The organism is Rhodocyclaceae bacterium (assembly GCA_020248265.1).
GTDB lineage: Bacteria > Pseudomonadota > Gammaproteobacteria > Burkholderiales > CAIKXV01 > CAIKXV01.
Genome location: JADCHX010000004.1, coordinates 75,376 through 92,303, shown reverse-complemented (window position 1 = coordinate 92,303; position 16,928 = coordinate 75,376). Strand labels below are relative to the sequence as shown.

General features: G+C 65.7%; 17 protein-coding genes. 5 read left to right on the top strand and 12 right to left on the bottom strand.

The window, feature by feature from the left end:
* The first annotated feature begins 160 nt into the window (after positions 1–160).
* A complete protein-coding gene (locus ING98_04160; protein ID MCA3101044.1) occupies positions 161–1,192 on the top strand; it encodes a hypothetical protein in 1,032 nt (343 codons plus the stop codon).
* Between the two features lie 23 nt (positions 1,193–1,215).
* Here ING98_04160 and ING98_04155 read toward each other — a convergent pair whose 3' ends face one another.
* Positions 1,216–1,776, bottom strand: a complete 561-nt coding sequence (locus ING98_04155; GenBank protein MCA3101043.1) for a cyclin-dependent kinase inhibitor 3 family protein — start codon at positions 1,774–1,776, stop codon at positions 1,216–1,218.
* 4 nt (positions 1,777–1,780) lie between these two features.
* Complete coding sequence (locus ING98_04150; protein MCA3101042.1) at positions 1,781–2,797, bottom strand: hypothetical protein; 1,017 nt, start codon at positions 2,795–2,797, stop codon at positions 1,781–1,783.
* A gap of 352 nt (positions 2,798–3,149) precedes the next feature.
* On the opposite strand from ING98_04150, the gene ING98_04145 reads away from it, so the two are divergent.
* From ING98_04145 to ING98_04130, 4 genes are all read left to right on the top strand, one after another.
* Complete coding sequence (locus ING98_04145) at positions 3,150–3,416, top strand: helix-turn-helix domain-containing protein (protein ID MCA3101041.1); 267 nt, start codon at positions 3,150–3,152, stop codon at positions 3,414–3,416.
* Positions 3,413–4,720, top strand: coding sequence for a HipA domain-containing protein (locus tag ING98_04140; protein MCA3101040.1), 1,308 nt, complete (start codon positions 3,413–3,415; stop codon positions 4,718–4,720). Before ING98_04145 ends, ING98_04140 begins: the two co-directional genes overlap by 4 nt.
* A gap of 198 nt (positions 4,721–4,918) precedes the next feature.
* A complete protein-coding gene (locus ING98_04135) occupies positions 4,919–5,896 on the top strand; it encodes a tripartite tricarboxylate transporter substrate binding protein (protein ID MCA3101039.1) in 978 nt (325 codons plus the stop codon).
* Positions 5,897–5,921: 25 nt separating this feature from the next.
* The gene (locus ING98_04130) at positions 5,922–6,947 is read left to right on the top strand and encodes a carbon-nitrogen hydrolase family protein (protein ID MCA3101038.1); all 1,026 of its coding nucleotides are present in this window, start codon (positions 5,922–5,924) and stop codon (positions 6,945–6,947) included.
* Here ING98_04130 and ING98_04125 read toward each other — a convergent pair.
* From ING98_04125 to ING98_04080, 10 genes are all read right to left on the bottom strand, one after another.
* On the bottom strand, positions 6,899–7,438 hold the full coding sequence (locus ING98_04125) for a cupin domain-containing protein (GenBank protein MCA3101037.1): 540 nt from the start codon (positions 7,436–7,438) through the stop codon (positions 6,899–6,901). The two genes, ING98_04130 and ING98_04125, sit on opposite strands and share 49 nt — an antisense overlap.
* A gap of 88 nt (positions 7,439–7,526) precedes the next feature.
* Positions 7,527–8,009 (bottom strand): nucleoside deaminase, encoded by a 483-nt coding sequence (locus ING98_04120; protein ID MCA3101036.1) that lies wholly within the window; start codon positions 8,007–8,009, stop codon positions 7,527–7,529.
* Between the two features lie 31 nt (positions 8,010–8,040).
* Positions 8,041–9,051 (bottom strand): tripartite tricarboxylate transporter substrate binding protein, encoded by a 1,011-nt coding sequence (locus ING98_04115; GenBank protein ID MCA3101035.1) that lies wholly within the window; start codon positions 9,049–9,051, stop codon positions 8,041–8,043.
* A 77-nt stretch (positions 9,052–9,128) separates the two neighbouring features.
* Positions 9,129–10,838, bottom strand: a complete 1,710-nt coding sequence (locus tag ING98_04110; protein MCA3101034.1) for a CocE/NonD family hydrolase — start codon at positions 10,836–10,838, stop codon at positions 9,129–9,131.
* Between the two features lie 127 nt (positions 10,839–10,965).
* Positions 10,966–11,991 carry a tripartite tricarboxylate transporter substrate binding protein gene (locus tag ING98_04105; protein ID MCA3101033.1) on the bottom strand — a complete coding sequence of 342 codons (1,026 nt, stop codon included), beginning with the start codon at positions 11,989–11,991 and terminating at the stop codon, positions 10,966–10,968.
* 162 nt (positions 11,992–12,153) lie between these two features.
* Positions 12,154–13,134 carry a WYL domain-containing protein gene (locus ING98_04100; GenBank protein MCA3101032.1) on the bottom strand — a complete coding sequence of 327 codons (981 nt, stop codon included), beginning with the start codon at positions 13,132–13,134 and terminating at the stop codon, positions 12,154–12,156.
* 145 nt (positions 13,135–13,279) lie between these two features.
* On the bottom strand, positions 13,280–13,957 hold the full coding sequence (locus ING98_04095) for an outer membrane beta-barrel protein (GenBank protein ID MCA3101031.1): 678 nt from the start codon (positions 13,955–13,957) through the stop codon (positions 13,280–13,282).
* A 248-nt stretch (positions 13,958–14,205) separates the two neighbouring features.
* Positions 14,206–15,150 (bottom strand): ABC transporter substrate-binding protein, encoded by a 945-nt coding sequence (locus ING98_04090; GenBank protein MCA3101030.1) that lies wholly within the window; start codon positions 15,148–15,150, stop codon positions 14,206–14,208.
* A 65-nt stretch (positions 15,151–15,215) separates the two neighbouring features.
* Complete coding sequence (locus ING98_04085) at positions 15,216–16,250, bottom strand: tripartite tricarboxylate transporter substrate binding protein (GenBank protein ID MCA3101029.1); 1,035 nt, start codon at positions 16,248–16,250, stop codon at positions 15,216–15,218.
* A 140-nt stretch (positions 16,251–16,390) separates the two neighbouring features.
* The gene (locus ING98_04080) at positions 16,391–16,624 is read right to left on the bottom strand and encodes a hypothetical protein (GenBank protein MCA3101028.1); all 234 of its coding nucleotides are present in this window, start codon (positions 16,622–16,624) and stop codon (positions 16,391–16,393) included.
* Positions 16,625–16,928 lie beyond the last annotated feature (304 nt).

The window sequence follows — 16,928 nt, the reverse complement described above, 5'->3', positions numbered from 1 at the left end:
CGCGGCTTCGACTGGCAAAACCGCGCGACTCGTCGTCGTGAGCGGGGTGCTCTTCCGGTATGAACCAGCGGAGGCTTTCGGTATCGTGTCTGCCATCGAAGCGCATCGTGTCATTCACCACCCTCGCCGCGCACGACCATTCACCGGAAAGCGACCTCACATGGACTGGTTCGAACGCCTCACCGGCTTCCGCGAATCGACCTACGCGCAGACGCAGGCCAACCTCGAAGTGGTCGGCACGACCCTGCGCTCGCGCATCAACGGTGCGGCCTACGACATCGGCACGCTCGAACTCGTATCGCTGCAGGCGCTGCGCGAACGCACCGCGAGCCAGGCCGCGCTGCAAGGTCGCCTGAAGGTCGGCATCGTCCGCGGCAACGTCCGCGACCTGCATCAGGCACCGGAGAACGCCGGCGCGCTGTTCCAGGTGGCGTCGCAGTTCAACCTGCTCGAGATGGTGGGTCCGGATGTCACGCCCGACGCCGGCGTCACGCGGTACGCGGGCGACCTCACCCAGGGGCCGGCCTGCGCGATCGCTGCCGGGGCAGCCACGATCTACCGCAACTACTTCGCACCGGTCGGGACTCAGGTCGGGCAGACCCGGCACCGGCAGCTCGACGGACTGGCGCCGCTGGGCGCCGCACTGGCGGATGCGACCGGTCTGCCGATCGATGCGCTCTGGAAGATGCGCAACGGCTACGCGCTCTGCACGCGCGAGGGCCTCGAGGCGATCGCGACCTGCCTGGGCACGCTCGACGAGGCGGCGATCGACCGGTTGCGCAGCGCGCTGTGCATCGGCGTGCACCACGATGTCGAAGTGACCGACGCACCGCCAGGCGCACCGGCAGCGGGCACACGGCCCGTGGTATCGCAGGCGTTCTGTTCGGCACTGCCGGTCGGTTATTGCAAAGACCAGGCGCCGAGCCTCTGGCGGTCGTTCGCGACGCTGGTGCTCGAAGCCGCCTACGAAGCGACGCTGTGCGCGGCGCTCGCGCGGGCGCAGGCCGGCGGCTCGTGCAAGGTACTGCTGACCAGCCTCGGCGGCGGCGTGTTCCGGAACGACGAGGCGTGGATCCTCTCGGCGATGCAACGGGCGCTTCGGCGGCTCGAAGATCGCGCACTCGACGTGCGGGTGGTCAGCTACGGCCCGCCTTCGCAGAAGCTGATCGAAATGGTCGCGGCATTCGACTGAGGGCGTGCCCTCCCGCGAAGGGCTCAGCGATGGGTACCCGGGGCGAGACCCAGGACATATCGCTCCTGGCGCGCGTTCTCGATCGCGTCCTTGCCGCGCGCGCCCCTCACCTGGCGGATCGCCTCCGCCGGCGCGGTACCGGTCTCGATGAGGATGCGGGCGGCGATGGTGCCCGCACGACCGAGGCCGCCCTTGCAGTGCACGACCGCGCGACCACCGCCGACCAGGAGGTCGCGCAGCCCCGGCCCGATGCGAGACCATCCGGCCTCGAACCGGTCATCCGGCGTGCTGCCATCCGTGATGGGCAGGTGATGCCAGTCGATGCCCCTGGCCGTGACGCCGGCACCCAGGCCCGTGACATGCAGCGCATCGAATTCGTGGTCTTCGATCAGCGTAAGCACGGCCAGCGCACCCCAGCGCCGGATGTGGTCGAGGTCGAGTTCCAGGTCGCGCGCCCAGGCCGGGCCGTTGTAGCTCGGCGCATGCTTGCCGGGACAGAGGGTGATGCCGAGTACTCCACCCTGCGTCCCCACCGGCAGCGGGTCGAGGCAGAGCGGATGGGTGATGCTGGTGCGTATGGTCATGACTTCACCACTTCCCCTCACTCACCTTCGCGGCCCCTGACCCGAGCGGCACGATCTTCTGCGGCTTGACCGCGTCATTCTCCACGATCGGCTTCTCGCCGAGCTTCACGCCTTTGGCGGCGACGCTGTCCAGGCCTGCAAGTTTCTTCGCGCCACCCAGCGCACCAAGCCTGTCATCGTAGTACTCGAACCAGGGCAAACCTGCTTTCGTGTAGTCGGCCGCCGAAGGTTGCTGCCCCGGCACAGGCTTGCCGGTCGCGATTGTCCACTGGGCGCTGTTGAGGATGTGAACGAAGCACCGGCTGGACCTGGACATGTCCCATGCGTCGTATCCATACTCGTCTTCGTAGATCTCCTGCCGCATCAGCCCACCAGGCGCCAACCCCATCGCTGCCGACATGCATGGTTCGGCAACGCTGTAGCAGACGTCTGCACCGAAAGCGCGAGTGCTCCGCTCCAATATCTCTTCGTAGCGCTCTCGTTTCATCGGGTAGACGATGATCTGGATGCCGCCATGTTCTGCGGCACCAGAAATCTGCTCCTCGGCTGTGTAACCCTGCCCGAGCGGCATCGCGACAAACTGCCTGATCAGTCCCTTCTGCACGCAGAAACCGTCGAGCCAGGGCTGATCGGGCACCACGAGATAGTCCTGCGGGTCCTTGACGAGGGCGTTGCTCCATTCGTCCCCCGTCACCGCATTGATCCTGCCTGCCGCGATCTTGACTGCGAACGGATAACTCACCCCCGTTTGCGAACCGGACTCGCTGGAAAAACTGATCCACAACGCCTCGGCCTGGTACATCGGCAGCATGACGCCGGAACGCTCGATCCATCCAGCGGGCAATCGTGAACAATGTTCTTCAACATGCGCCAATGGAAAACGGCCTAACCCCGGCGGCAGTGGATATTCCCGGTTGTCGTCAGGGATGCGCAGCGTCCGCTGAAAGTCCACTCGGCAAGCCGCATCCGCGTGTACCTCGGGAAACTGAAAAACCAGCTCGTCGTGCTGCAACTCGATCATGATCATGGCTCCTGAACGTTGCTGCCACCGGCCGACTCTACGACGCATTCGTGGGTTGAGAAACCTTTCGAGGCAGGTCGAACAGATCAGTCCGTGCCGCCAACCCCGGTGCTCTCATGGCCGCGGCCTTGCGAGATCCAATGCAGCGCAGCCAGCCCAGTCGTCAGCGCGAAAGGTAGCCAGGTTCGTCATGTCCTGACTGGAGTGGAGCGTGCCTCTCGCTAAAGTCCTTGTGATCAAGAGGATTTCAGGTGATGAAGCTCGCGGACACAAACAATCCACACGATCAAAAGGATTTTGTGCCAAATGCGTCCACTTGGCGCAGAATCCTTACTTGCGTGAGGATTCTTTCATGAAGATACCTATCGAAAACGCAGCATCCATCGGCAGGGTCGTACGCGCCAGCCGCAAGGCACAGAAGATCCGTCAGGATGATGCCGCAGGCAGCATCGGCGTCAGCGAGAATTTTCTGGGCAAGATCGAACGCGGCAGTGGATCCGTGCAGTGGGGCAAGCTCTTTCAGGTGCTCGAAGGTCTGGGCGTCCGTGTCATGGTGGATGTGCCCGAGCGCGTGGCCGCGTACTTGAACGACCCAGCGAACAGCAGAGACAAGCCGTGAACGGCCGGGCCTTGCGCGCCTCGATCAATCAGACGGAAGTTGGCACGTTGCAGGAAGTGGCTGGCCTGTGGAGTTTTCAGTACTCCGCAGACTGGCTGGGCAGCCCGAGGGGCTTCGCGCTCAGCGCGCACCTTCCACTGACAGCAGGATCGTTACTGGACGGCGCCAGCAAGCGCCCCGTGCAATGGTACTTCGACAACCTGCTCCCCGAAGAAAGCCAACGTGTTCTGCTGGCCGGCGATGCCGGGCTGGATGCGGCAGACGCGTTCGGGTTGTTGGCCTGGTACGGCGCGGAATCAGCTGGGTCGCTGACTTTGCTGCCCCCGGACGCTGCGCCGCAAACAACAGAGCCCCTGCAACCGTTACCGGACGATGCAATGGAGAACCGCATTCGTCAGTTGCCCAGGGCACCGCTGACGCATGCCGCCATCAAGCGCATGTCGCTGGCGGGGGCCCAGCACAAGTTGGCGGTCGTCCTGCAAGATGGCGCACTGTTTGAACCCGCTGGCGCGACGCCTTCGACCCATATCCTGAAGCCCGATCACCCGGATGAGGACTACCCCCATTCCGTGATCAATGAATGGTTCGTGATGCGGCTGGCAAAGCGACTGGGACTCGATGTACCCGACGTGCATCGTCGATACGTACCGTCACCGGTGTACCTGATCGATCGCTTTGACCGCGTTCGAGAGGGTCGAGGCTGGCAACGCAGACACGTGATCGACGCATGCCAGTTGCTCGGGCTGGATCGCAGCTTCAAATACAGCCAGGGCAGCATGGAAAACCTCGCGGCACTGGCCAATGCCTGTCGCAGCCCGGCAGTCGCGCGTTCCCGGCTTTTTTGCTGGTTGGTGTTCAACGTGCTCGTCGGCAATGGCGATGCCCACCTGAAAAACCTGAGTTTTCTGGTCTCGCACGAGGGCGTTCAGCTGGCACCGTTCTACGACATGCTCAGCGTCGCCGCCTATGACACACCCGCCTTCGACAAGAAAGGATGGCCCGCTCACACCCGGCTGGCGTGGCCGATTCTGGGCTTTCAGCACTTCTCGGATATCAGCCATGGCCTGTTGCTGGAGGCAGGCGCATCGCTGAATCTAGCCAGAGGTACAGCCGAGCGCCTGCTGGAAAGCCTCCGCAGCCGCGCTATCCGGGAAGCGGAAGCGCTGTACGCCGAGGTCGAAGCCGAGAATGCCCGGATCGCCCATGCACGCCCTGAACTGTCCGCGACGATGGCCGGTGAATCGCGCTGCCTCCGGGTTGTCCTGCACACCGTGCTCGAAGAAATGACCAGGCGGATAGCCTGAGCATCACTGACTGCGAAGCCTGCATTCAGGCAGATCGATATCTGTCGTGTATGGCTTTGGCCGATAATCATCGAACCTCGGTCTTCCCGTCGATCCGGCAAGAAGATCGCTGGCGACCCGCAGACGGCAGCTTTCTTCGTGGTACGAAGCTTGCGTCAGGTACGTAGCATCCGATAAGCCATCAGGAGAGCGCCAACCATGAACCGGCCCCACTCATCGTTTGCAGACGCCATCGCGATTTCAGCGTTGCTGCTTGCAGCGCCCGCCGCCGCGCAGGGATTTCCCTCGAAGCCGGTCAACCTGGTCGTCACGGTTCCCGCGGGCGGTTCGATCGACGCCGTGGCCAGGCTGATCGCAGCCGACCTCTCCCCGGTGCTGGGCCAGCCGGTGCTGGTCGTCAATCGCCCCGGCGCGGGCGGCAATCTGGCTGGTGAGTCCGTCGCGCGCGCGGCACCCGATGGCCACACGCTGATGATCAGCAGTTCGAGTACGCTGACCGTGAACCCGCATGTGTACAAGAACATGCCTTTCGATTCGATCAAGAGCTTCGCGCCGATCGTGATGCCGGCACGCCTGAACCTCATCCTTGCCGTGCATCCGCGCCATGCAGTGAACACGGTGAAGGAGTTCGTCGAGCTGCTGAAGGCGCAGCCGGGCAAGCTCACATACGCTTCGTCGGGCAACGGCACCAACCCGCAACTGGGTGGCATCCTGTTCGGGATGCAGACCGGCACGAGTTCGCTGCACGTGCCGTTCGGCGGCATCGCACCTGCGCTCAATGCCCTGCTGGGAGGACAGGTCGACTACATGTTCGACTCGGCGACCTCGATCCCGCACGTGCAGGCCGGCAAGGTCAAGGCACTGGCCGTGGTGGGTCCGGCACGACTGCCTTCGCTGCCGACGGTCCCCGCGCTGTCGGAGCTGGGCTTCGCCGACATGACGGCGGTGAACGGCTTCTATGCCGTCATGGCCACCGCAGGCACGCCACCGGACGTGGTGTCCCGCCTCAACACCGAGATCGTTCGCATCATGCGCCAGCCAGGGGTGATGGAGCGGGTCAACGGCATGGGGCTCGTGAACGCCACCTCCACGCCGGAGCAGCTGGGACAGGCCATCGCGGATGACCTGCGCCGGCTGGGACCGATCATCCGCGAGGCGAAGATCTCGCTGCAGTGACCGTCACTGGACAAGGGGACGACCGATGGGTGATAGCTGGCCGAAGCTTCGTGTAGCCGCAGCACAGGCCGGCACGGCCTTCCTGGACCGGGAAGCTGCGGTCGCGCGCGCCTGCGAGCTCATCGCCGAAGCGGGCACGCTCGGCGTGGACATGCTCGGCTTCGCCGAGAATTTCATCCCTGGCCATCCGGTCTGGTACTACTTCCATCCGGCCTTCAGCCCGAGAAGCATGGACATGGCGACCGCCCTGTTCGCCAATTCGGTGGAGATTCCGGGGCCCCAGGTCGATGCACTCTGCGCGGCAGCTGCCGCTGCCCGGGTGTTCGTCGTGATCGGCGTGACGGAGCGGCGCGCGTCGACCACCGGCACGCTCTACAACACCCAGTTGTTCATCGATCGAACGGGGACGATCGTCGGCCGGCACCAGAAGCTGATGCCCACCATGAGCGAGCGCCTGGTACACACCGGCGGTGGGGGCGACAGCCAGCGCACCTGGCCCTCCGAGTTCGGGCCAGTGAGCGGGCTGATCTGTGGCGAGAACTCGAACCCGCTGGCGCAGGCCGTCATCGCCTCGCAGTATTCGCGCATCCATGTGGCGTCATGGCCGAACCACTTCAAGCCCACGCCAGGCTTCCCCGACATGCCAGAGATGAGTCTGCTCGTCGCGCGCAACGTCGCCTATACCTGCAAGTGCTTCGTGATCAGCGCCTGCGGCATCGTCACTGCCGAGATGGCCGAGCGGTTGCCCGCGACGGATGCGGACCGCGCCTGGCTGCGCGAGCCCGCCCACAGCGGTGGCTCGGTCATCATCGATCCGCGCGGGGTCGCGATCACCGAGACCTGGCACGGCGATCGCGAAGGCATCCTGCATGCGGACATCGACCTCGAGCTCACCGTTCGCGCGCGGCTGGTGCACGACTTCGGCGGGCACTACAACCGGCCGGACGTGTTCCACCTGCAGGTCAACGATGCGCCGCCCCCCCTGGTGTCCCTGTCCGACAATCAGGTCGCAGACTGGCGCGCGGCCAGCCGCGTCGTTTCTTCCGAGTAGATCGCGTCGTCGGCGTAGCCGACGGGCCCCGGCTTGCCGGAGCCGATGAAGGTCTGCATGTAGACGTCCACGTCACCCTCGTTCTCGAAGCCGTGCAGCACGCCTGCCGGGCACGAGATAGCCTCCCAGCGGTTGAGCCGGGTCGAGACCCGGTTGCCATGGCCATCTTCCATGAAGACGGTGAGTACGCCCTCGAGCACGAAGAACGCTTCCTCGACCTCGTGCGTATGGGCGGAGCCACCCTGGCCCGGTGGCACCTGCATGATGCTGAGCGTGAAGCCGCCCGCGGGGATCGCGTGCGGATCATGCTTGCCCGACCCGCCAGCGCCGATGAAACGGTGCTGGGCGCGCCGCCGGCCTTCGACCTGCGAGTCGGCGAAGGCGTCCCAGTCACCCGGTATCGCGGTGAAGCGGGCGACGCGAGTGTCGATCAGGTCCTGCAACGGAACCCCGGCACAGGCCGGATCGATGGTGTGCTTGATCGATTGCATGGTCATCCCACTCTCTGGCAGCTTGCCGAAAAAATCAATCCTGCAACGGATCTTGTGTGACGCGCATCGCCGGATGCATCATGCGCCCCTACCTTGGCCCGAGCCCGCGCGCCGCGCGCTCGGCGATCCATTTCAGGCGCAGTTCCTCACACTCCTTCGTGCGCACGCCGGTGACGAAATCCAGCTTGCGGCCGGTGAGGTCGAGCAGCGTCTCGACGCTGTAGCGACCGATATCCTTGCGGCCGATGCCGGCGTGGCGGCCACCGATCACCAGGCAGCCCACCTGGGCTTCTAGAATCGCCCAGCAGCACATCGGGCAAGGCTCCATCGCGGTGTACAGCGTGCAGTCGGACAGTTCCACGCGCTGCTGCGCATGGCAGACCTCGCGGATCACCACCATCTCGCCATGCGCGGTCGGGTCTGAATCGGAATACACCCGGTTTCCACCGCGCGCCAGTATGTTGCCGTCGCGATCGACGATCAGCGAGCCGAGCGGCCGGTTGCCCTGCACCCACGCTTCGCGCGACAGTTCCAGCGCGATGTCCATGAAGTGCGCGTGATCAAGTGCCATTGCCTTCCTCCTGCGGGTCAGTCGAGCCGGATCAGTCAAGCCGGATCTTCGCCTGTTGTATCACCTGCCCGAAGCGTGCGAGCTCGGAGCGGATCAGCTGCCCGAGCACCTTGCCATCGCCGGGAGTCATCTCGGCGCCCTGGTTGGCGAAGCTCTCCTGCACCTGCGCATCCTTCAGCACCACGAGCAGGTCCGACTCGATGCGAGACAGTACCTCGGCCGGCGTACCCGAAGGAGCCAGCAGGCCGTTCCAGATCACCACGTCCATCGAGGGATAGCCCGACTGCACCAGCGTCGGCACGCCCGGCAACGGGTCGATCGGCCTTGCGCTGGTGACCGCGAGTGCGCGCAGCTTGCCGCTGCGCACCTGGCCGAGTACGGCCGGCACCGCATGGATGCCTGCCTGAGCCTGTCCGTTCATGATGCTCACGACGGCCGGGGCCGCGCCGGTATGTGGCAGGTGCAGCAGATCGATGCCCGCTGCGCGCTTGAACATCTCCGGTGCGAGATGGGTACTGGCGCCATTGCCGGACGAGGCATAGATCAGCTCGCCCGGCCGCGCCTTTGCGAGCTTCACCAGGTCGGCCACCGTCTTCACCGGCAGCGACGGATGCACCAGCAGCAGCATCGGCGTCGAGGAGATCAGCCCGATCGGCGCGAAGTCGCGCAGCGTGTCGTACGCGAGCCTGGGGTACAGGTTCGGGTTCACCGCGAGTTCGGTCGACGAACCGAGCAGGAGCGTGTAGCCATCGGGCTTCGCCCGCGCGGCGATTTCGGTGCCGATGGTGCCGCCGGCGCCCGGTCGGTTCTCGACGAACACCTTCTGCCCCCAGCGCTCGCTGAACTGTTGGGCCAGGATACGGCCGGCGGTGTCCGATGCACCACCGACGGTGAACGGCACGATCATGCGCACGGGTGACACGGGCCAGGACTGGGCGGACGCGCCGCTGGAGGCGGCCATGGTTGCAGCGGCTGCGACCAGATACAGGCGCGCCGATGTGGCGGTGCGGTGCGGGCTGGCGTACACGAGGGACCCTTTCATCACGGAGAGCGGTGCGGCGTGTGGGGCCGCGACCGATCCACCGGAAGCAATAACGAAGCCAGCGCAGCCGCGCGCCTTCAGGGCGCCCCGATCACCGGCAACAGCACATACGACGCCCGCTCCCGGTCGAAGTGCAGCGTATTCACGCCGCCGAACACCTCGGGCGGACGGTCGACCGGGTCGTTGTGCAGGAACGGGCCCACGCCCTTCATCGGATACGGCCCGTTCGGCGGCGATGCATCGGTACCGTCGAACTCGTAGTCGCGCCCGAGTACGGTGACCGCGAGGCGATAGCCCACCGGCACCACGATCGAGGTCGGCCAGACTTCGACATCGAGTTCGACCGGCACACCGGGCTGCAGCGGCCAGGCTTCGTCATGGGGGTGCCACGGCCGCCACGGCCGGCTCTCGCCCGGGTCGAGCTTGCGCTGGGATGCACGCAGCCAGCCGATGGCCACCGGCACGCGCGGATCGTTGGCACCGATGAAGGTGACTTCCCTGCCCTGCGGGTCGTATACGCGCACGACGAAGAATACGTCTGCATCGCGGGTGCGCGACGACAGCCAGAGCTTCGCCGCCACCGGGCCTGTGATTTCCATCGGCGTGGTCAGCGGCGGCGTGCTGAAGGTCAGCCCTTCGCCCATCGCTTCGTAATCGAGCGTGGTGCTGACAGACGGACGCGTGGTGGTGAGCGTACGGCTGGCCGGGTCGAGGTAGAACGGCGTGAAGCGGGTGCCGGCCAGCGGCCATTCCTGTTCATCGCGCAGTTCGAAACGTTCGCCCGGATGGCGCACGTTGACCGACACCCGCGGCTGCTTCGCCCAGCCGGTGTCCTCGCCCTTGAGGAAGTGGCCGAAGAACCGCTTCTGCAGGGCGATGCCATAGCTCGTGTAGAAATGCGTGAAGTGGGTATCGCCATGGATCTCGAGCCACTTCTGTCTCGAACCCGCGCGCAGGAAACCCTCGAAGTTACCGCGTGGATGCAGCCCCATGCCGCCCCAGTTCGAACACGACACCAGTGGCACCTCGATATCCTCGAAGCGCGGCATGCGCGCGCGGTAGTAGTCGTCGATCAGCGGCCGCGCCAGCGCCTCGCCACCAAGATCGACCCGGTTGGCTTCGAGTTCCGCCTCGCCGAGTTCGAGCGGACCGGCGACTGGCTCGCCGGTCACCTTGCTCTTCGGTCCGCGCGCGCCCAGGCCGTGCTGCACCGACTTCACCTGCCGCCGGTACCAGCCGTCGAGGAAACCGCACAGGATGCCGCCATGGCGCGAGAGTTCGCGGTAGTAGTCGGACGACCCCTCCCAGATGCACATCGCGGCCAGGTGTTTCGGCTTGAGTGCACCGACCTGCCACTGGTTCATCGCGTAGTACGAGATGCCGTTCAGCCCGACCTTTCCGCTGCTCCACGGCTGCTCGCCCGCCCACTCGATGCACAGCTTCATGTCGAGCGTCTCACGCGGCGACCAGCAGTCGATCACACCGGGGGAGCGGCCCGCACCGCGCGAATCGACGCGCACGCAGGCATAGCCGTCGGGCACCCACTTTTCCGGGTCGACCAGCTCCCAGTTCTGGTACTTGTTCGACGATCCTTCGAGGATCTCGGGGGCCGCCTTCACCAGTCGCGCCCAGTGGCTCGGGTAGCCCTCCTGGAAATCGAGCCCCTTCGCGTACGGCCCGCTCGACAGGATCACCGGATGGCGGCCTTCGCCCAGCGGCCGGAACACGTCGGCGCGAAGCACCACGCCGTCGTCCATCAGGATCGGCATATCCCAGTCGATCTGCATGCCGTCGCGTACCTCGCTGCGGCGGGCGTGGCGATAGGGGTCGTCGGAGATCGGGGTTGTGCTCATGTGCAGGCCGGTGGATGGAAGCAGAAACGGTGGACAACCAGGGCGGGTCGCAGGAGGACCCTCAGTCGGTCTTGTGGCCGCCAGCCTTCGCGATGCGGGCTGCGAGGTCGCGCATCTGCGCGAGGTCCTGCGCGACGTAACGCGCGAAATCGGCGGTACTCATGCCGCCGGGCAGCAGTCCGAGTTCATCGAACCGGTTGCGGATTTCCGGATCGGCAACCGCGCGGTCGACCTCGGCGTGCAGGCGGGCGATGATTTCCGGACGCGTGTTGGCGGGCAGCCACAGCCCGAACCAGCCGATCAGGTCGAAGTCGGGATAGCCAGCCTCGCGCATCGTCGGCACGTCGGGCAGCCCCTTCCAGCGCACCGGACCGGTGATCGCCAGCGGCCGCGCCTTGCCACCCTTGATCAGCGGCATCGCCACCGGGGTGGTCAGGAACAGCGTGTCGATATGACCGCCCATCAGATCGTTGGTGGCCTGTGCCGCACCCTTGTATTGCACGTATCGGATATCGGTGCCCGATACCGCCTTGAGCATCTCTGCGCCGATGTAAAGGATGTTGCCGACCCCCGCCGCGCCGTAGGTGAGCTTGCCCGGATGCTTGCGCGCGAGCGTGACGAACTCCTTGACGCTGCGCGCCGGGATCGACGGATGCACCAGGTGCACCATGCCGTAGGTGCGCGCGATCTGCGTGACCGGCGCAAAGTCCTTGACGGGGTCGTACGGTACGCCAGACGGGTTGAAGGCCGTGTTCGACGTATGCGAGCCAGTGGTGATCAGCCAGGTATGGCCGTCGGGCGCAGCCTTCGCCACCAGGCTGCTCGCGATCACCCCGGCTGCGCCAACGCGATTCTCGAGGATGATCGGCTGGCCGAGCGCTGCGGACATCTTCGGCATCACCAACCGCGCCACCAGGTCGACGACGCCACCGGCACCGAAGCCTTCGATCAGACGGATGGGACGCGCGGGAAACTCCTGGGGCTGCGCTGCCGCGGGTAGCGCGCAGGACAGCGCCAGGGTGGCCATGACAACAGGCAGCAGGCGCGAGCGGCGCTGCTGCCCGCAGAGCGGACGGGGCTGGGACATCGGGTTCTCCTCCGGATCGTGGCCCCGTCTGTCGCGTGGCTTCATGATCACATGCAGGTACGCAGTGTAGGAATCACGGGGGCAAGGCGTCAAGCGGTGTCCCTTCCCCGCGCCTCTTCCCGTGTCGTCCCATCGCGAATCCGGCACCTGTGCGGCTGGCGCTCACACGGCGTATCGCTCCGCCGCCAGTCGTACTCTCCGGGCGACCTCGGCGCGCAGCTCGGCGGGCTCGATCACCTCGACCTGCTCGCCGTGGCGCAGGATGTCCATCACCAGTTCGTGTGGCTTGGCATAGGGCAGGCGCAACTCGTACTTGCCATCGGGCAGCACCCGCGCCTTCTGCTGCGGATGCCATTGCTCGGAACGCACCCAGACGGCGGCCTGCGCTTCGAAGCGCAGCCTTGCCCATTGCAACTGCTCGCCCTTGTAGATGCCGTAGCCACCGCCCAGCCGCGCGTCGACCTCCGCCAGAGACACGCGGCGTGCCCGTGCGTCGAGGGGAACGGCCTGCTCGATCGCGTCGATCGCGAAGGTGCGGAAGTCGTCCACCTGGTGGCACCAGGCGTCCAGATACCAGGAGTTTCGATGGAACACGAGCCGCAGGGGCGACACCTCGCGCGTGGAGCGCTCGTTCCGGTGACGCCCGAGGTAGGCGATCTGCAGCCGCCGGCCGGCCATGACCGCCGCACCGACCATCTGGAACCACTTCAAGGGCACCGGGCGGCCGAGACTGCGTACCAGCTTCACCCGCAGCATCACCGCCCGCGCCGGCGCGTTCGCCCGCCCGAGCAGCCCTTCGAGCCGGTCGATCAGCGGGCGCACCTCGGCACCGATGAAACCATCCGGATCGAGTTCCTTCAACAGGGCGTTCATGGTCATCAGCGCGTGGATCTCGTCGGAAGAGAACCACAGGCCCGGCAGCGCATACCGCGGCCCTGAGCGGCTCTTCGACTTCTCGAACCGATAGCCGCCGATGAACCGGTCGAACACGATCGGCGCATTGAGGCGATCGCGCATGTAGGTCAGGTCGCGCTTGGCGGTCGCGCGCGAGACCTCGAGTGCCGCGCACAGCGACTGCATCGACAGGCTGCCGTGTTCGGTGAGCAGCTGGTCGATACGATAGAAGCGTTCGATGGGATTCAAGGCTCGCCCGTTTACCGCTGGTAGCTGCGCAGCTTACGGACTCGCTGGCTCACCACGTGAGCCAGCGCCTTACCGCCTGATGGGAAGCTTACGCTACGGCTTCTACCGCCTTGTGCACTACCGGAGCCGCCCGGGCCATTCCGGCTCAGAACTGATATACGCCCGAGATCATCAGCACCTTGATCGAGGACTCTCCGGTGGTCGCCCGGTCACCGACCTTGCTGATGTAGGTATAGTCGCCCCGGACGCCGATGCTCGGCGTGGCGAAGAACTGCGCGCCGATGCCGATCATGGGGACGGTGCTCCGGTCGCTGAAGGTCTGCCTGAAGCCGGCTGCCACGGCGGTGCCGTTGACCGTGCCGCTGCCGGTCAGGATCACTTCGTTTTCGACCTTGACATGCGCAAGCCCGGCCTTCGCGAACAGGTCGACCGAACCGATGCGATGGGTGAAGCGTGGCGCGAGGGTGAATGCGTAGCCCGAGATATCCTGCCTGGCAGTGATGGAGCCGTTGTAGGTATTGCCACCAACCACCGCGTTGGTCGCGACGAGGGACGCGTTCGCGGACAGGCTTCGAATGTTCAGGTAGCCGCCTTCGAGGGACCACTGGCTGTTGAAGCTGCGACCGAGCAGCAGGCCGGAAGCGGTACCGTTGGTGTCGGCGCTCTGGGTGAATCTGAGGCCACCGGACGTTTGCGAATAGGTGGCAATGTCGCTGCTCACCTTCGCGGTACCGAAGCCGACCGCGATGTAGGTAGAGGGCTGTGCGAAAGATCCGCTGCTTGCAGCGGCAAGGATTCCGGCCATCAGGACTGCGCGTTTCATGTCTTCTCCTGTGTGTTTGAGCCGTCCCGGATGCGATGACGTTCGCGGGTGGGCGTCGGCTTACGATGCCCGACGCATGGCTCACCACGTGAGCTTTCCCGATGGGCTCCGCGAAATAGCTCGGGGTGTTGCATCGGTCAGGACTTCAGGAGATTCGACTGTAGCCTGCGCGAACGATGAATCCAGGGTTACGCGCATCGGCCGCATCGGCATCGGCCGCAGCCGACACCGATACGATCGACTACGACTCAGGACGCCAGCGGCGCGCCCCCCCTGCCCAGCTCGGCGGCCCGCCCGCCGACCAGCTTGTCGAAGGTGCTTTCCGGATTGATCAGACCCCGCTCGACCATGAAGTCGTAGGTGCGCTGGAACTCCGCCGGCGAATAGAACTCCGGATAGTTGTAGCGCAGCCGCGGCAGGTGCAGGTCGGAGGTCTCCAGCTTCACGATGTCGGCCGGCACCTCGGCGGTGAGGTGGTGCAGCCAGGGCCGGATGTCCTGGTTGATCTTGTCGACCGCGCGGATGTGGGCGCGGCGCAGCGCATCGAACAGTTCGGTGTCCACCGACGGGTCGGCCACTTCGAGTCCGTTGTAAAACGACTCGCAGATCACCTTGAAGCCGAGTTTCTCGGCGACCGAGATCCACGGCTCCATCAGCGCGGCGGCCTGGATGCGGCCTTCCATCACGGCCTTGAAGCGCTGGTTGGGGACGCCGATGTGAACGGTCTTCACCTGGTCCTGTTTCATGAAACCGGCCAGCATGCCGAGCGTGATGTAGTGCGAGCCGGCATGGTAGTTGACGGCGACCTCGACATTCGCGAGGTCCTGCGGCACGTTGTACGGTGAATCGCCGCGCACGATGATGGCCTGTGTCGACACGGCCGCGCGCTTGGTGATCACCTTCACGCCGGCGCAGGTGTCCTGGGTGCGGCGCATCTGTCCCCATTCGCACGCGTGATAGACCGAGAACTCGCCCTTCTCGATACCCTCGTGCCAGAGGAACGACTGGATGGCCGAGTGCTGCTTGATCGGCGCATCCGCGGCCGCGATCATGGCCTTGCGCTTCTCGGGCAGGACCAGCTCGACGTCGACGCCCTCGTCGAGGAAATAGCCCTCTGCCTTGGCCACGATGTCGGGCAGCGAGAACACGGCGTTGTTGAGTTCGATGCGGGTGTGCTTCAGCGGTGTGGACATCGTCAGGGTCTCCTGTCTATCGACTCGGGGGGTCAAATGCAGCAAGGACGGGCTCGACCGTCAGGTCAGCCCGGTTTGAGTCCGATGGACCGGATCACTGGCGACCAGCGGCCGATCTCGGATTCGATGAAGCGCTGGGCGCGCTCCGGTGTATCGTCCGCGGACATTTCGAGGCCCGCGTTCAAGAACAGCTTTACCAGGGCCTTGTCGGCGATGGCGGCCCGCAGCGCATTCGAGATGCGCTCGACCGTGGCGGCTGGCGTTGCCGCCGGCAACAGCAGCCCGGCGAAATTGAGGGCGACCATGTCCCGCAACCCGGACTCGATCGCGGTCGGAATCTCGGAGGCGCTGCCGGCTCGCTTCGTGGTCGTTACCGCGAGGATGCGCAGCCGGCCCGCCCGGTGGTATTCGATCATCTGGCCGCTGATGTTGAGCACGCCGACCGGAACATGTCCGCCCAGCAGGTCGGCGGTCGCCGGACCGCCGCCGCGATAGGGCACGTGCGACAGCGACGGCAGCCTCGCGAGCGACTTGAACAACTCGCCGCCCAGGTGTGTCGCCGAGCCGGCGCCAGCCGATGCATAGGAAAGCTGGTTCGGACGGTCACGGGCGAACGCGATGAACGTCTGCAGTGTCTTCACCGGCAAGGAGGGATGGACGGCAATCGCCAGCCCGCTCACCGCGATGATGCCGACCGGCGCGAAGTCCTTCACCGGGTCGTAGCCGGGCGCGGTCGTCACCAGCGGCCCGACGATGTGGGTGGCTGCGCTGCCCAGCAGCAGGGTGTTGCCGTCCGGTTCGGCGCGCGCCACGACCGCAGCGCCGATCGTGCCGCCGGCGCCGGCACGGTTCTCGACCACGACATTGCCGAGCGATGTCCGCATGCGTTCGGCCAGTGGCCGCGCAACGGTATCGTTGATCCCGCCGGGTGCGAAGGGCACGATCAACCGGACCGGACGATCGGGCGCACTCCCCTGGGGCAAGGCTGTACCTGCGGCCACGAACATGCCGCCCCCTGCCAGGCCGGCCACCATGGATGACGCGCGCACCCAGCGGCGCAGGAGGCAGCTGGCGTGGATACGGGTGCAGCGAGCGAACAAGCCGCCCTCCTCCGTCGACGCGGCGGATGTATCCCCGCTCGCGCCATCGATCGATGCTGACAGACAACGGCATCAGCATGAAGTCTGCCGTGCGTTGCGTCAACTGCGCGCGTCGTGCGCGCCAACGTCGATGGCCGGAATCAGGAGGCCGGTTCCGGCACGGGGGACGGTTCGGGCGCAGAGGCGCCGGCAGGTGCAGCATCGCTGCACGGCGTACGCGTGCCCGCAGCCTTCGACCAGACCCCCATGCAGTCAGACGCCTTCACCAGCCGCCGCAGCGAGGACACCTGGCACTCCTTGCAGGCTGTCACGTCGGCGGGGACCGAAAGGCACACCAGAAGGGCGCCGAAACGCCGTTGCAGCAGTTCCTTCATGCCGGGCCTGGCTTCGCTCTCGAGATCACCGACCAGGCCTACGGCCCGGCGATGGTCGCCGGAGCACAGCTGCCATTCCGGTGGCCTGTGCGCAGCCTTGGCTGCCGAATCCTTTTGCTCTCGGCGCCGCCCGACAGGAAGCCCATCCGGCACCCGGCGGTACGAGCGCCGCTGGCGGCATCCGTAATGGCGATGCAGAGGCTCAAGGCTCCGATCAACGGTGCTGCAACCGGATTCGTGCACCACGATGCCGTGTTCACAAGCGTCGACAGGATGGAATTAACGAACTGCGTGTTTGGCGTGT

What these genes read in the sequence shown, in the direction of transcription:
- ING98_04160 (MCA3101044.1), top strand. Translation starts at nt 161, where the DNA reads ATGGACTGGTTCGAACGCCTCACCGGCTTCCGCGAATCGACCTACGCG.
- ING98_04155 (MCA3101043.1), bottom strand. Translation starts at nt 1,776, where the DNA reads ATGACCATACGCACCAGCATCACCCATCCGCTCTGCCTCGACCCGCTG.
- ING98_04150 (MCA3101042.1), bottom strand. Translation starts at nt 2,797, where the DNA reads ATGATCGAGTTGCAGCACGACGAGCTGGTTTTTCAGTTTCCCGAGGTA.
- ING98_04145 (MCA3101041.1), top strand. Translation starts at nt 3,150, where the DNA reads ATGAAGATACCTATCGAAAACGCAGCATCCATCGGCAGGGTCGTACGC.
- ING98_04135 (MCA3101039.1), top strand. Translation starts at nt 4,919, where the DNA reads ATGAACCGGCCCCACTCATCGTTTGCAGACGCCATCGCGATTTCAGCG.
- ING98_04130 (MCA3101038.1), top strand. Translation starts at nt 5,922, where the DNA reads ATGGGTGATAGCTGGCCGAAGCTTCGTGTAGCCGCAGCACAGGCCGGC.
- ING98_04125 (MCA3101037.1), bottom strand. Translation starts at nt 7,438, where the DNA reads ATGCAATCGATCAAGCACACCATCGATCCGGCCTGTGCCGGGGTTCCG.
- ING98_04120 (MCA3101036.1), bottom strand. Translation starts at nt 8,009, where the DNA reads ATGGCACTTGATCACGCGCACTTCATGGACATCGCGCTGGAACTGTCG.
- ING98_04115 (MCA3101035.1), bottom strand. Translation starts at nt 9,051, where the DNA reads ATGAAAGGGTCCCTCGTGTACGCCAGCCCGCACCGCACCGCCACATCG.
- ING98_04110 (MCA3101034.1), bottom strand. Translation starts at nt 10,838, where the DNA reads ATGCAGATCGACTGGGATATGCCGATCCTGATGGACGACGGCGTGGTG.
- ING98_04105 (MCA3101033.1), bottom strand. Translation starts at nt 11,991, where the DNA reads ATGTCCCAGCCCCGTCCGCTCTGCGGGCAGCAGCGCCGCTCGCGCCTG.
- ING98_04095 (MCA3101031.1), bottom strand. Translation starts at nt 13,957, where the DNA reads ATGAAACGCGCAGTCCTGATGGCCGGAATCCTTGCCGCTGCAAGCAGC.
- ING98_04090 (MCA3101030.1), bottom strand. Translation starts at nt 15,150, where the DNA reads ATGTCCACACCGCTGAAGCACACCCGCATCGAACTCAACAACGCCGTG.
- ING98_04080 (MCA3101028.1), bottom strand. Translation starts at nt 16,624, where the DNA reads ATGAAGGAACTGCTGCAACGGCGTTTCGGCGCCCTTCTGGTGTGCCTT.